This window comes from Thermolongibacillus altinsuensis, from assembly GCF_004341205.1.
GTDB classification, from domain to species: Bacteria; Bacillota; Bacilli; order Bacillales; family Anoxybacillaceae; genus Thermolongibacillus; species Thermolongibacillus altinsuensis.
The window spans coordinates 65,795-78,983 of sequence record NZ_SLUL01000003.1 but is presented as its reverse complement, the minus strand read 5'-3'; the positions used below and the strand labels follow the sequence as shown (position 1 = coordinate 78,983).

At 42.0% G+C, this 13,189-nt stretch carries 13 protein-coding genes; 1 reads left to right on the top strand and 12 read right to left on the bottom strand.

Annotated features, from left to right (window positions below):
* Positions 1 to 15: 15 nt before the first annotated feature.
* From EDD69_RS03295 to EDD69_RS03275, 5 genes are all read right to left on the bottom strand, one after another.
* Positions 16 to 483: a MaoC/PaaZ C-terminal domain-containing protein gene (locus EDD69_RS03295; protein ID WP_132947544.1), complete on the bottom strand. Its 468-nt coding sequence runs from the start codon at positions 481 to 483 to the stop codon at positions 16 to 18.
* Positions 484 to 557: 74 nt separating this feature from the next.
* Positions 558 to 1,496: a malate dehydrogenase gene (gene mdh / locus EDD69_RS03290; protein WP_132947543.1), complete on the bottom strand. Its 939-nt coding sequence runs from the start codon at positions 1,494 to 1,496 to the stop codon at positions 558 to 560.
* Positions 1,497 to 1,520: 24 nt separating this feature from the next.
* Positions 1,521 to 2,795 (bottom strand): NADP-dependent isocitrate dehydrogenase, encoded by a 1,275-nt coding sequence (gene icd / locus EDD69_RS03285; RefSeq protein ID WP_132947542.1) that lies wholly within the window; start codon positions 2,793 to 2,795, stop codon positions 1,521 to 1,523.
* Between the two features lie 74 nt (positions 2,796 to 2,869).
* Positions 2,870 to 3,988 carry a citrate synthase gene (gene citZ, locus EDD69_RS03280; RefSeq protein WP_132947541.1) on the bottom strand — a complete coding sequence of 373 codons (1,119 nt, stop codon included), beginning with the start codon at positions 3,986 to 3,988 and terminating at the stop codon, positions 2,870 to 2,872.
* 281 nt (positions 3,989 to 4,269) lie between these two features.
* Positions 4,270 to 4,722: a DUF441 domain-containing protein gene (locus tag EDD69_RS03275; protein ID WP_132947540.1), complete on the bottom strand. Its 453-nt coding sequence runs from the start codon at positions 4,720 to 4,722 to the stop codon at positions 4,270 to 4,272.
* 101 nt (positions 4,723 to 4,823) lie between these two features.
* On the opposite strand from EDD69_RS03275, the gene ytvI reads away from it, so the two are divergent.
* Positions 4,824 to 5,939, top strand: a complete 1,116-nt coding sequence (gene ytvI, locus EDD69_RS03270) for a sporulation integral membrane protein YtvI (RefSeq protein WP_132947539.1) — start codon at positions 4,824 to 4,826, stop codon at positions 5,937 to 5,939.
* A 27-nt stretch (positions 5,940 to 5,966) separates the two neighbouring features.
* Here the strand turns inward: ytvI and EDD69_RS03265 are convergent, their stop codons facing one another.
* The 7 genes from EDD69_RS03265 to ystJ form a co-directional block, all read right to left on the bottom strand.
* Complete coding sequence (locus EDD69_RS03265; protein ID WP_424565326.1) at positions 5,967 to 6,365, bottom strand: FxsA family protein; 399 nt, start codon at positions 6,363 to 6,365, stop codon at positions 5,967 to 5,969.
* 52 nt (positions 6,366 to 6,417) lie between these two features.
* Complete coding sequence (pyk, locus tag EDD69_RS03260) at positions 6,418 to 8,178, bottom strand: pyruvate kinase (RefSeq protein WP_132947538.1); 1,761 nt, start codon at positions 8,176 to 8,178, stop codon at positions 6,418 to 6,420.
* Between the two features lie 48 nt (positions 8,179 to 8,226).
* On the bottom strand, positions 8,227 to 9,186 hold the full coding sequence (gene pfkA, locus EDD69_RS03255; RefSeq protein ID WP_132947537.1) for a 6-phosphofructokinase: 960 nt from the start codon (positions 9,184 to 9,186) through the stop codon (positions 8,227 to 8,229).
* A 234-nt stretch (positions 9,187 to 9,420) separates the two neighbouring features.
* On the bottom strand, positions 9,421 to 10,398 hold the full coding sequence (gene accA, locus EDD69_RS03250) for an acetyl-CoA carboxylase carboxyl transferase subunit alpha (RefSeq protein WP_132947536.1): 978 nt from the start codon (positions 10,396 to 10,398) through the stop codon (positions 9,421 to 9,423).
* Positions 10,389 to 11,255, bottom strand: a complete 867-nt coding sequence (gene accD / locus EDD69_RS03245) for an acetyl-CoA carboxylase, carboxyltransferase subunit beta (protein WP_132947535.1) — start codon at positions 11,253 to 11,255, stop codon at positions 10,389 to 10,391. The genes accA and accD overlap by 10 nt, the downstream gene beginning before the upstream one ends.
* 81 nt (positions 11,256 to 11,336) lie before the next feature.
* The gene (locus EDD69_RS03240; RefSeq protein WP_132947534.1) at positions 11,337 to 11,954 is read right to left on the bottom strand and encodes a FadR/GntR family transcriptional regulator; all 618 of its coding nucleotides are present in this window, start codon (positions 11,952 to 11,954) and stop codon (positions 11,337 to 11,339) included.
* Complete coding sequence (gene ystJ / locus EDD69_RS03235) at positions 11,941 to 13,167, bottom strand: NADP-dependent malic enzyme (RefSeq protein WP_279388129.1); 1,227 nt, start codon at positions 13,165 to 13,167, stop codon at positions 11,941 to 11,943. Before ystJ ends, EDD69_RS03240 begins: the two co-directional genes overlap by 14 nt.
* Positions 13,168 to 13,189: the final 22 nt, after the last annotated feature.

The following is a 13,189-nucleotide window of genomic DNA, read 5'->3' as shown; positions in this document are numbered from 1 at the left end:
TGCGCTCATCCCCTTCTAAAAATTATCTAATGCTTTTTCATTTGCAAACGGATATGGCGGAACGACGCGCAACGTTCCTTGAAGCACTTTGTCCCGATCGCGAAAAGCAGAAACCGCCATCTCAATTTGATTATTCTCTTGATCGACTTCCGTCACTTCAAACAAAAATTCCACATGCTCATAATGATAAACAGGTTGGATAAATTGCAGCGATTGTTCAGCAATATGACTTCCCGGACCCGGTAAATATTTTGATATCGCTGAAGTGATAATCCCATTTAACATAATCGCCGGAACAATCGGTTTTTTTAATGGTGTTTGCGATGCATAATCGTGCTGAATGTATAACGGATTCGCATCATTCGTCAATCCTAAATACAACAACAAATCTTTATCTTCAATCGCTTCTGTCAACGTTAATTTTTCACCGACGCTGATTTCTGATACGTGCCTCCCGATTTTCCTTTTTTTACCTAAAAACATCCAACTCCCCCTTTGTTTGACCGTGCGAGGATAGACAAAAATTCGGGGAGTCCCCGAATTTTTGCTTCTGACGATTATTCTAATACTTTCATTACGTTTTTAACCGATTCTACGGATTTAGCAAGGGCGGCTTTTTCTTCATCTGTCAATTCCAATTCGATGACTTGTTCGATGCCATTTCCGCCTAAAATCGTTGGCACACCTAAATAAATGCCTTCGTATCCATATTCTCCTTCAAGATAAGCGATCGCTGGAAGAATGCGACGTTGATCTTTAATGATCGCTTCAACCATCTCGACAAGCGATGCTGCAGGAGCATAGTATGCACTACCGTTTCCTAATAAGTTCACGATTTCACCGCCGCCTTTACGCGTACGCTCCACAATTGCATCAAGACGCTCTTTCGGCAATAGTTTTTCAAGCGGAATGCCGCCTGCATATGAATAGCGAACGAGCGGAACCATATCATCGCCATGTCCACCTAAAACGAAGCCGGTAACGTCCTTCACAGAAATATTTAGCTCTTGAGCAACGAACGTACGGAAGCGGGCTGTATCTAACACTCCAGATTGACCGATGACGCGGTTTTTCGGAAAACCAGACTCTTTATAGACCGTGTACGTCATGGCATCCACTGGGTTTGTAAGAACGATAATATAACAATTTGGTGAATATTTAACAACTTCCTTTGTAACAGCTTTCATAATTTTTTGGTTCGTTGTCACTAAATCATCGCGGCTCATTCCCGGTTTACGCGCAATTCCTGCCGTAATGACGACAATATCCGAATCAGCTGTATCCGCATAATCAGATGTGCCGATAATGTTTGCATCAAATCCTAATACAGGACTTGATTCGAGCATATCAAGCGCTTTTCCTTTTGTTGGATTTTCCAATTGCGGAATATCAACAAGAACGATGTCGCCTAACTCTTTTTGGGCTAAAATGAACGCCGTTGTCGCTCCAGTAAATCCTGCACCAATGACCGAAATCTTTTTTCGCTTCATTTTCATTTGATCCATCCCCTTTTTTTGTTTTTATTCTCCCATATTGCGAATGAGCGCGTCAGCAAATTCAGAACATTTCACTTCTGTTGCACCTTCCATGAGACGAGCAAAATCGTACGTCACAATTTTTGCAGCGATTGTTTTTTCCATCGCTTCAATAATGAGCTTCGCTGCTTCATTCCATCCAAGATGCTCAAGCATTAACACACCAGATAAAATAACAGAAGAAGGATTTACTTTATCTAAGCCGGCATATTTCGGCGCTGTTCCGTGTGTTGCTTCAAAAATGGCATGCCCTGTTTCGTAGTTAATGTTGGCTCCTGGCGCAATGCCGATACCGCCCACTTGAGCCGCTAATGCGTCAGAAATATAGTCACCGTTTAAGTTCATCGTTGCAACAACATCGAACTCGCGCGGACGTGTTAAAATTTGTTGCAAGAAAATATCGGCAATGACATCTTTAATGATGATTTTTCCAGCTGCTTCTGCTTCCGCTTGCGCTTTATTTGCCGCTTCTTTTCCTTGCGTTTCAACAATGCGATCATATTCTGCCCATGTGAACACTTTATCGCCAAATTCTTGTTCTGCTACTTCATAGCCCCAGTTTTTGAACGCACCTTCTGTAAATTTCATGATGTTTCCTTTATGAACAAGCGTCACTGACTTGCGGCCATGTTCAATCGCGTATTTAATCGCTGCGCGAACAAGTCGTTTTGTTCCCTCTTCTGAAATCGGCTTAATTCCGATTCCCGATGTCTCAGGGAAGCGAATTTTGCGCACGCCCATTTCATTTTGCAAGAAGTTGATCAGCTTTTTAGCTTCTTCTGTTCCTTTCGCATACTCAATTCCCGCATAAATATCTTCCGTATTTTCACGGAAAATGACCATATCTGTATCCTCTGGCCGCTTAACCGGAGAAGGAACGCCTTTAAAGTAGCGAACAGGACGCAAGCATACATATAAATCTAATTCTTGCCGAAGAGCAACGTTCAATGAACGAATTCCGCCGCCAACTGGAGTAGTTAACGGACCTTTAATCGCAATTATGTATTCACGGATCGTATCAAGCGTTTCTTGCGGAAGCCATTCCCCTGTTAGTTTGAATGCCTTTTCACCTGCAAGGACTTCCTTCCAAACGATTTTACGCTCTCCTTTATACGCTTTTTCAACAGCTGCTTCCAACACGCGAGAAGCCGCCGCCCAAATATCCGGGCCTGTCCCATCCCCTTCAATAAAAGGAATAATTGGATAGTTTGGAACGTTTAATACCCCATTTGTAACCGTAATTTTTTCTCCTTGAATCACGATAACAACCTCCAAATTATTTTATTGATAAAAAGGTGAGAAAGGTGTGCTCTCTCACCTCTTGTTAGCGATCATTACCCTCTTTGCTCGATTGGCACATACGTTTGTCTCGTTGGTCCTGTATACTCGGCACGCGGACGAATGAGACGGTTATTTTCGTATTGTTCTAAAATGTGAGCCAACCATCCTGACATGCGGCTAATTGCAAAAATTGGCGTAAACAAATCATGATCAATTCCTAAGCTATGGTAAACAGAAGCTGAATAGAAGTCGACGTTTGGCGGCAACGACTTCGCTGACGTAACAATTTCTTCAATTTTTACAGACATTTCGTACCAATGAGGTTCGCCTGTTAATTTCGTTAGTTTTTCAGACATTTTTTTCAAATGTTTCGCACGTGGATCACCGTTACGGTAAACGCGATGACCGAATCCCATAATTTTTTCTTTATTCTTCAATTTATTTTGAATATAAGGCTCTACGTTTTCTACAGAACCGATTTCAGTAAGCATTTTCATTACCGCTTCGTTTGCCCCTCCGTGAAGCGGTCCTTTCAATGCGCCAATGGCTGCAGTAATGCCGGAATATACGTCAGATAAAGTTGCGACACAAACGCGCGCTGTAAACGTGGAAGCGTTCAATTCATGATCAGCATGAAGCACAAGCGCTTTATTAAATGCTTCCACCGCGATATCGTTCGGTTCTTGTCCCGTTAACATGTACAAGAAATTAGCCGCAAAACTTAAATCTTGGCGAGGTTCAACAGGTTCTAATCCTTTGCGAATGCGTGAAAACGCTGCGACAATCGTTGAAACTTTCGCTTGTAAGCGAATCGCTTTGCGATAATTCGCCTCTGCATTCATCACTTCTGCTTCTTCGTCATACAATCCAAGCAGCGAAATCGCTGTGCGGAGCGCTGCCATTGGATGGACCTTCTCGATTGGATACATTTTAAAATGATCGAGCACTTCTTTCGGTACAGAAGCATTTTCCGCAAGCTGCCGTGTCAGCGTTGCGAGCTCCTCTTTATTCGGAAGTTTGCGATGCCAAAGAAGATAAATCACTTCCTCAAACGTTGCATGCTCTGCTAGATCATCGATGTTATACCCTACATATGTGAGCGTATCATCAATGATGGAACTGATGGTTGATGTTGTTGCCACTACCCCTTCGAGACCGCGAGTAACTGTCATTCTTTCATCTCTCCTTTTTCTTAAAATTCCCCTTTGCCCATTTTGGTTGACGAGTCGCTGAGCGATTGCTCAAAACGATTGAATAAAAATACAAAAGAAAATGCTTACATTTTGTAATATATTCAACTCATCGTTTGATGAAAAAGCGATGAGAAGAATATGCTTGCCAATCAAACAAACTTTTTCTAACATGTTCCCGTCTCTATTATAAACAATTATCAGACTTTTGTGAACTAAAAGAAATTATAATTGCAAAAATATTATAATAAAAAAATGATGATTTAGAAAAAATCAATGACTTTCATGACGATATAGGCGATGCCAGCGCCGATCAACGGACCGACAGCCACACCGTTGAATAAAGATACAGCGAGAATGGTTCCAAACACTAAAGCAGTTGTTATATGCGGGTCTTTCGCGAGCAGTGTCACCCCGCCTTTCGCTAACAGCGCAACGGCCACTCCAGATAAAAGAGCAATCCATGCGTATGCCGATTTAGTTGCGTGAGAAAGCTCTTTAAAGCCAATCTCTCCAGAAGCGATTGGCACTAACACAGCAATCGTAATGATCGTCACTCCCAAATGAATTCCTTTTGACTGCAAGTACGGAAAAAGTTTTGTATCCAAACCAATTAGCTTAATAGCTAAAAGAACAATTACCGCAATGATCAATGATTGATTTTTAGCAATCATCCCGATCATCAGCAAAATAAGTAAAAATAAAATAGGCTGCATGAAAAATCCTCCTCGCTATTTTCGAAACTTTTCCTTATTTCCATTCGTATCAAAATGTGTAGTATAATTAATGATAGCATGAACGATTTGGAGGTGAAAAATTGTCGAAACATTATCTGTATAGTTCTCTTCGTTTCATCTTGGTGGTTGCTATTGCCATTTTCGGCTTTATTAGTCTTTACTACATTTCAACGTTGACGTATCCGTTTCTAATTGCGTTTGCGATCGCTTTTTTCATGAATCCGCTCGTCGATTTTTTTGAACGAAAAGCAAGAATGCCGCGTTCATTAGCGGTTATTTTTGTTTTAATTCTTCTTCTTGCAATCGTTGCCGGACTTGTTACATTGCTTGTTGCAGAAATCGTTTCCGGAACGCAATATTTAGCGACTGTTATTCCAGATCATTTACAAAAATTAGTCAGTTACATTGAACAGTTTGTTGCTAGCCAATTAATTCCGCTTTATAATCAATTGGCGACCATTTTCAAAAGTTTAGATACAACACAGCAAGATACCATTATGACGAATATCCAATCCGTCGGAACAAAAGTAGCAACAACAGTCGGGCGATTTATCGAAGATATTTTACAAAATATTCCTGTTTTACTTGGTTGGTTACCAAATTTCGCAACCGTTTTTATTTTTTCATTGCTTGCTACTTTTTTCATTAGCAAAGATTGGTATCGATTGCAAGCCATGTTTCAAAAGATATTACCAAAAAAAGTACAAATGAGTGGAAAAACGATATTTGCCGATTTGAAAAAGGCGCTGTTCGGCTTTGTAAAAGCACAAGTAACCCTTATTTCCATTACGACGTTAATCGTTTTAGTCGGTTTGCTCGTTCTTCGTGTCGAATACGCCATTACCATTGCTTTAATTATTGGAATTGTTGATATTTTGCCGTATTTAGGAACAGGAGCAGTATTTGTTCCATGGATTATTTACGCAGCGATGAGCGGCAATGTTCATCTCGCAATTGGCCTTGGCGTTCTTTATTTAGTCGTTCTCGTCCAAAGACAAATTATGGAACCGAAACTTTTATCTTCAAATATTGGGCTTGATCCGCTGGCGACATTAATTGCTCTATTTGTTGGTTTTAAGCTAATAGGCTTTCTCGGTTTAATTGTCGGACCTGTTTTGCTTGTGATCATTCGCACTCTGCATAGCGCCAATGTCTTCCACGATGTTTGGAATTTTATCGTTGGAAAAAAAGCATAAAAGTCCTTGCCGTTCATGCAAGGACTTTTATTTTCGAATATACACCCACGTTCGTGTATAAAAAAACCATTTAAAAAAGCGAGTCAAAACTGGTTTTATTCGCTTGCGCGTCACTGGAAACAAAAGAAGGAACCCAACGGTATCTGTAATAAATCCGGGCGTCAACAACAAAATGGCACCGATCAAAATGCAAACCCCATCCAATAGTGCATCCCCTGGAATTTTCCCGCTCATCCATTCACGTTTTGCACGTTCAAGCGTGCGCCAGCCTTGTCGTTTGGCAAGAGCGGCACCGATGACTCCTGTCGCCACAATCAGTGTAAACGTTGGCCATATTCCCAATACATTTCCTGATAAAACGAGAAGAGCAATTTCTAACGCAGGAATGATAATAAAAAGAAATAAAACGATGTTGCGCACACGCATCCACTCCACCCATTGAAATAGAAAAAGAAGAGGCTGTACTCAGCCTCTTTTATTATAACACGCTCGCATGTCCTCGATAAATCGCACCGAATCCAGCATCAACTGTGATTTCTTGACCGTCTTTTAACAATGAAGTTGCATGTTTAACCCCGACAATAACCGGGATGCCTAAACTTAACCCCACAACAGCTGCGTGGCTCGTTAAGCCTCCCTCTTCCGTAATAATCGCAGCCGCTTTTTCTAATGCTTTCATCATATCCGCATCTGTTGCCGGTGTAACAAGAATGCCCCCGTCAACCATCTTTTCTAGCGCTTCCGCCGCATTTTTAGCAATGATGGCTTTACCAAATGCAGACTTCCGCCCAATTCCTTGTCCTTTTGCGATGATGTCACCGATCACATGCACTTTCATCAAGTTTGTAGAGCCTGTTTCACCAACTGGAACACCGGCTGTGATCACAACTAAATCGCCATGTTTCACAATTCCTGTATCGACTGCCGCTTCGACAGCGATATCAAGCATTTCATCTGTCGAACTTGCTTGCTGTGCTACTTGTGGATAAACGCCCCAAACAAGCGACAATTTTCTTGAAACAGACTCATCAGAAGTAACCGCAATAATTGGCGCTTTTGGACGATATTTTGAAATCATTCGCGCTGTATAGCCGCTAACAGTTGGTGTCACAATCGCAGCTACATCTAAATTTAATGCCGTATGAGCAACGGATTGACCGATTGCATCCGTAATGGTTTTGCCGCTTTGTTTGCTTTGTTTCGTTAACAGATCGCGATATTGCAACGCTTGCTCCGTACGTAAAGCGATGCGATGCATCGTTTGAACCGCTTCAACTGGATAAGCACCTGCTGCTGTTTCCCCAGACAACATAATCGCATCCGTTCCATCGAAAATGGCATTCGCAACGTCGCTTGCTTCTGCGCGTGTTGGACGAGGATTGCGTTGCATCGAATCTAACATTTGCGTCGCAGTAATAACAGGCTTTCCTAACGCATTGCATTTTTTAATCAATTCTTTTTTCACAAGGGGCACTTCTTCAGCTGGAATTTCAACTCCTAAATCACCGCGTGCCACCATTAATCCGTCAGATACTTCGAGAATTTCATCAATGTTGTCAACGCCTTCTTGGTTTTCGATTTTTGAAATAATTTGAATGTGAAGGGCATTGTGCGCTTCCAATAACTCGCGGATTTCAAGCACGTCAGAGGCACGACGAACAAACGAAGCGGCAATAAAATCGATTCCTTGTTCAATGCCAAAACGAATATCAGCTGCATCTTTTTCTGTAATTCCAGGTAAATTCACTTTAACTCCAGGGACATTGACGCCTTTTTTGTTTTTCAACACGCCGCCATTTAATACTTTTGTTTTAATTTCCTTTGCCTCTTTATCAATCGCGATGACTTCTAATCCGATTAAACCGTCATCTAATAAGATGGTGGAACCGACTTCCACATCGTCGATGAGGCCTTCATACGTAATGGAGAATTTCTCTGGAGTTCCTAACACTTCTGTCATGGAAATCGTCACTTCAGATCCTGCTTTTAATTCGATCGCACCGTTTTCCATATTATGCGTCCGAATTTCAGGACCTTTTGTATCAAGTAAAATCGCAACGGTTTTTCCTGTTATTTTTGCGGCTTCACGAATGTTGCGGATTCGTGCTGCATGTTCTTCATGGCTGCCGTGCGAAAAGTTTAAACGCGCAACGTTCATTCCCGCTTCAATCAACTGAACAAGTTTCTCAACACTTTCGCTAGCTGGACCAATGGTACAAACAATTTTTGTTTTACGCATAACAATCCTCCTACATTTCAACATGGAAACGATACCATAAATTTTTCATTAAATGGAAAGCTCTTTCGATAATTGATACATTTTTTGATCAATAGTATGTTTTTGAGCCAACGCTTCAATAATATCGTGATCCACTAACTTGTTGTTTTGAATTCCAACGCAACGGCCACCTTTTCCTTCAAGCAACAATTCGACAGCGCGAGCTCCTAAACGGCTTGCAAGCACTCGGTCAAACGCAGTCGGTGATCCACCACGTTGCACATGTCCTAATACAGTTACACGCGTTTCAAAGCCTGTCGCTTCCTCAATGCGCTTACCAAACTCCACGCCGCTGCCGACACCTTCAGCAACGATAATAATACTATGTTTTTTGCCGCGTTCATGTCCGCGTTTCAAACGGTTAATAATATCATCCATATCGTAATCTGCTTCTGGAATTAGAATGCTTTCTGCTCCTCCGGCTAATCCTGCCCAAAGCGCAATATCGCCTGCAAGACGTCCCATTACTTCAATGACATATGTACGTTCATGAGATGTCGCTGTATCACGAATTTTGTCAATTGCATCAATAACTGTATTTAATGCTGTATCGAAGCCGATCGTAAAGTCAGTACCTGGAATATCGTTATCAATCGTTCCCGGAACGCCGATGCAAGGAAAGCCGTGCTCCGTTAGCTTCTTCGCTCCTTGATAAGAACCGTCTCCACCAATGACAACTAATCCTTCGATTCCATGCTTTTTCAACTGCTCAATCCCTTTTAGTTGTCCTTCTAGCGTTTTAAACTCTGGGCAGCGCGCTGTATAAAGCATCGTTCCGCCGCGGTGAATAATATCGCCAACATCGCCAACTTCTAGCTTTTTAATGTTTCCGGCAATTAAACCAGCATATCCATGATAAATGCCATATACTTCAACACCATGATAAATCGCCTTACGAACAACCGCGCGGATGGCTGCATTCATGCCCGGTGAGTCGCCACCGCTCGTTAGCACGCCGATTCTTTTCATCGTTCTCTTCACCTCTTCTATAAAAAATAAATCCAACCATACACCGTTTATAAGAGGTATGACCTCTTACTTTAAAATAACATGAAGGAAAGATGAACACAATACATAATGAAAGGTTTCACAAAACGTTGCATTTTTTCATCCATAAAGAAGTGTATCCAAAAAAGAGTGATTTCATGTAGGAGGAATAAGAAAAAGGTCATCTACTATACTACGATGACCTTGAATGCAAAATTAGCGAACGTGGATCTGTTCATTCATGAATGCAAATGTTCCAATTCTTTTATACTTTTCATAACGCTGCTGAATGAGCGTCTGTTCATCAAGCTTTAGTAATGTTTTTAACGATTGTTTTAACACTTGATCGATTTTCTTTGCCTGCTCATCAACGTCTCGATGTGCTCCGCCACGCACTTCAGGAATAATTTCATCAATGACGCCAAGTTGTTTTAAATCTTGCGCTGTAATCTTCATGGTCTCTGCTGCTTTTTTGGCAAGGGAAGCATCTTTCCACAAAATCGCAGCTGCTCCTTCCGGCGAAATGACGGAATAGGTCGAATTTTCAAGCATATGAATATAGTTTCCGACTCCAAGCGCCAACGCTCCTCCGCTTCCCCCTTCTCCGATCACAATACAAACGATTGGGACTTTCAACCCAGCCATTTCAAATAAATTGCGCGCAATAGCTTCGCTTTGTCCGCGTTCCTCTGCCGCTTTTCCTGGATACGCTCCCTTCGTATCGATGAAGCAAATGATCGGGCGTCCGAATTTCTCAGCCTGCTTCATGAGGCGCAGCGCTTTTCGATATCCTTCAGGATGCGGCATCCCAAAATTGCGGCGAATATTTTCTTTTGTATCTTTTCCGCGTTGATGACCGATAACGGTGACAGGCAATCCATCGTATTTGGCGATCCCGCCAACAATCGCTTCATCATCTCCAAAACAACGATCGCCATGACATTCGAAAAAATTAGTAAATAGCCGCTCAATGTAGTCGAGCGTGGTTGGCCGGTTTGGATGACGAGCAATTTGCACCCGATCCCATGGACTTAAATTTGCATAAATTTCATTTTCTAATTTCTCTAATCGCGCTTCTAATTTCGCAATTTCATCAGAAAAATCAACCTCTTTATTTTTCGTAAACTCTTTTAATTCACTAATCTTTTTCCTCAATTCGACAAGAGGCTTTTCAAACTCTAATTCTAAAACCATTGTGCTTCACCTCTCGATTGGTGAATATCTAATATATTGGTTAGCGTTTCTTTCAATTCATGACGTGGAATGACCGCATCCAGTTGCCCATGCTTTAACAAAAACTCTGCTGTTTGAAAATCCTCCGGTAATTCTTCACGAACGGTTTGCTCGATAACCCTTCTTCCCGCAAAGCCTATTAAAGCACCCGGTTCAGCCAAATTGTAATCGCCAAGCGAAGCAAAGCTCGCCGAAACGCCACCTGTCGTTGGATGAGTCATGATCGATATAATGAGTCCACCTTGCTCGCTAAACATTTTTAATGCTGCACTCGTTTTAGCCATTTGCATTAAACTTAGCACGCCCTCTTGCATACGTGCGCCACCCGATGCAGTAAAGATAATAAAAGGAACACCTCGCTCCATTGCTTTTTCAATCGCACGCGTAATTTTTTCACCAACAACCGAGCCCATGCTTCCCATACGAAAGCGAGAATCCATCACCGCGATGACAACAGGGAAGCCGTTAATCGTTCCTTCGCCAGTGACAACCGCCTCATTTAGTTTTGTTTTTAAACGATCCTCCGCTAATTTTTCCGTATATTGAGGGAATTGCAAAGGGTTTTCAGAAATCATGTCAGCATCATACTCTCGGAAGCTTCCCTCATCTAAAATGCTCGCAATTCGCTCAGGCGCTGACATCGGATGATGATACCCGCAAGAAATGCAAACACGTAAATTTTTCACTAGCTCTTTCGTATACATAATTTTTTTACAACGAGGACATTTCGTCATAATTCCCTCAGGTACATCTTGCTTTGCCTGTTCAGAAGGAATGGTTGCGTACTTTTTCTTTTTCGAGAACAGTTCTTTCAGCAAAGTATTCTCTCCCTTACATAAAATTTTCAGCGATCATTTCTACTTTAAACGAAAATGGAGGACGCTGTTTGTAAAAGTGTGTCATTTCGTTTTCGACAAATTTTGCACAACGAATTGCTCATAAAGTTCAAGCGCCTTTTCGCTCTGGCGCTGCCCTAGCGCCAAAAGCATTCCCTCGTAAAATGAAGAAGGGAAAGAAACATCTGCTTCCACGCACGTAAAGAAATCGTTTAATACAAGCCAAATACGCAACAACAAATAATTATCTGTCGCTTCAACGATCCATTTAAAAAACGATTCGTAATCGACCTGTTCCTCTGTAACGATTTGGTGCATTTTTTGCCATTTTTCATCGGTCATTCGCATGCAGGCTAACGACAAACACATTTTTTCAAACAATATTTTCGTTTCCTTTAAATCGTCTTTTTCCCTTTTTCCTTGTAAAATAAACGTGCCCAATAAATGAATCAATTGGTGATCCCCAAATTCTTTAATAAACGTACCTTCCCCGCGCCTTGTTTCGATAAGACCTAACAGTTCAAGCGCTCGCAACGCTTCGCGGACGGATGAACGTCCGACCTGCAATCGGTCGGACAATTCTCGCTCGGATGGAAGCCGATCGCCCGCTTGAAGCCCGTCTTCTTCAATAATGCGTCGAATTTGCCATAAAATTTCAATATAAACCTTAGACGTTGCCAATGTCACCCTCACTCACAATCGTTGAAAGTGTTCGTGTTTTTTCTTCCACTTGTTTCGGATCGACATGAATTTGAGCTACTCCAGTTTCCATCGCCGCTTTTGCAACCGCAGCTGCAACCGCTGGAGCCACGCGTGGATCAAACGGAGCCGGAATGACATAATCGGACCGTAGTTCATCTTCAGCAATTAAATTCGCAATGGCTTCGACTGCAGCGATTTTCATTTCTTCATTAATTTGTTTTGCACGCACATCTAGCGCTCCGCGGAAAATCCCCGGAAAAGCTAGGACGTTATTGACTTGATTCGGATAATCAGAACGGCCTGTTCCGACCACTTTTGCCCCAGCTGCTAACGCTTCTTCCGGCATAATTTCCGGAACAGGATTCGCCATGGCAAAAATAATCGCATCTTCATTCATGGTTTGTACCATCTCAGTTGTAAGCGCCCCTGCTACGGACACGCCAATGAACACATCCGCTCCTTGAATCACTTCAGCAAGTGATCCGCTTATTCTTTCAGGGTTTGTCCATTGGGCAATTTCTTCCTTCACCTCGTTCATCCCATATGGACGCCCAGCGAAAATAGCACCTTTTGAATCGCACATAATCATATTGCGAACGCCATAGCGGTGAAGCAATTTAATAATGGCAACTCCGGCTGCTCCTGCACCATTGATCACCACTTTAATTTCTTCCATTTTCTTTCCAACTAATTTTAAAGCATTCACAAGCCCTGCAACCGTAACGATCGCTGTACCGTGTTGATCATCATGAAAAACAGGGATGTTCATTTCCTTCTTCAATCGTTCCTCAATAATAAAACAATTCGGAGCAGCAATATCTTCTAAATTAATGCCGCCAAATGTCGGTTCAAGCAATTTGACCGTTTCAATGATTTGCTCTACATCTGTTGTATTTAAGCAAATCGGAAACGCATCGACACCTGCAAAACTTTTAAATAAAACCGCTTTTCCTTCCATGACCGGCAGCGCAGCCTCAGGACCGATATTCCCTAAACCAAGAACCGCTGTGCCGTCTGAAACAACGGCTACCGTATTTCCTTTTAGCGTGTAATCATATACTTTGCTTCGCTCGCGATGAATTTCTTTGCAAGGCTCAGCGACCCCTGGAGAATACGCTAAACTTAAATGATGAGCATTTTGCAGAGGAACTTTTGTTTTCACCTCAAGCTTTCCTTGATGACGTTCATGCATATGTAACGCTTCTTTAAACAAT

What these genes read in the sequence shown, in the direction of transcription:
- accA (WP_132947536.1), bottom strand. Translation starts at nt 10,398, where the DNA reads ATGGTTTTAGAATTAGAGTTTGAAAAGCCTCTTGTCGAATTGAGGAAA.
- citZ (WP_132947541.1), bottom strand. Translation starts at nt 3,988, where the DNA reads ATGACAGTTACTCGCGGTCTCGAAGGGGTAGTGGCAACAACATCAACC.
- mdh (WP_132947543.1), bottom strand. Translation starts at nt 1,496, where the DNA reads ATGAAAATGAAGCGAAAAAAGATTTCGGTCATTGGTGCAGGATTTACT.
- EDD69_RS03265 (WP_424565326.1), bottom strand. Translation starts at nt 6,365, where the DNA reads ATGCGTGTGCGCAACATCGTTTTATTTCTTTTTATTATCATTCCTGCG.
- EDD69_RS03275 (WP_132947540.1), bottom strand. Translation starts at nt 4,722, where the DNA reads ATGCAGCCTATTTTATTTTTACTTATTTTGCTGATGATCGGGATGATT.
- ystJ (WP_279388129.1), bottom strand. Translation starts at nt 13,167, where the DNA reads ATGCATGAACGTCATCAAGGAAAGCTTGAGGTGAAAACAAAAGTTCCT.
- EDD69_RS03295 (WP_132947544.1), bottom strand. Translation starts at nt 483, where the DNA reads ATGTTTTTAGGTAAAAAAAGGAAAATCGGGAGGCACGTATCAGAAATC.
- pyk (WP_132947538.1), bottom strand. Translation starts at nt 8,178, where the DNA reads ATGCGTAAAACAAAAATTGTTTGTACCATTGGTCCAGCTAGCGAAAGT.
- pfkA (WP_132947537.1), bottom strand. Translation starts at nt 9,186, where the DNA reads ATGAAAAGAATCGGCGTGCTAACGAGCGGTGGCGACTCACCGGGCATG.